General features: G+C 47.3%; 1 protein-coding gene and 1 pseudogene. One reads left to right on the plus strand and one right to left on the minus strand.

Going from position 1 to position 526, the window contains the following annotated elements; genetic code table 11:
- Positions 1-108, plus strand: a pseudogene (locus AB5935_RS25625) (DUF2007 domain-containing protein); the annotation flags it as partial.
- Here the strand turns inward: AB5935_RS25625 and AB5935_RS25630 are convergent.
- Positions 77-526 (minus strand): aminotransferase class I/II-fold pyridoxal phosphate-dependent enzyme (locus AB5935_RS25630; RefSeq protein WP_368327830.1); only part of this gene is annotated, 450 nt, incomplete at its 5' end. The pseudogene AB5935_RS25625 and the gene AB5935_RS25630 sit on opposite strands and share 32 nt — an antisense overlap.

A 526-nucleotide genomic window follows, 5' to 3' on the forward strand; every position in this document is an offset into this window, starting at 1 on the left:
ACATTAGCACCCTATATCGCTCCTTCCGTATCCGTCCTCGTGACAGAGGAAGAATACGAAGCAGCCACCGAGCTAATCAGAAGTCGGGACGAGAAAGGTAGCGATTGATACGGTCCAGTCCTTCTTTGATATTCTCCAATGAGTTTGCATAGGAGAAGCGTACATATCCTTCACCTCCCGTACCAAAGTCCACCCCGGGAGTAATGCCGACATGCGCATGTTCGAGTACATCGAATGCAAAGCGATAAGAGTCGGTAGTAAATTTGCGTGCGTTGGCAAAAATGTAAAATGCTCCTTGAGGTTCTACTTTAATCTCAAACCCCATTTCCCGAAGACGAGTAATCATGTACCGGCGACGCTCATCATAAATCTGTTTCATCCGTTCCACATCCGAATCAGCCTGCCGCAATGCAGCAATCCCAGCCTGTTGGGCAACGCTGGACGCACAAATAAATAGATTTTGCTGCAACTTCTGCAAAGAACGCATACAAGATTTAGGTGCAATCAAATAACCCAGCCGAAGACC

Source organism: Phocaeicola sp. RTP21198st1_B8_RTP21198_201120, from assembly GCF_040929485.1.
GTDB lineage: Bacteria > Bacteroidota > Bacteroidia > Bacteroidales > Bacteroidaceae > Phocaeicola > Phocaeicola dorei.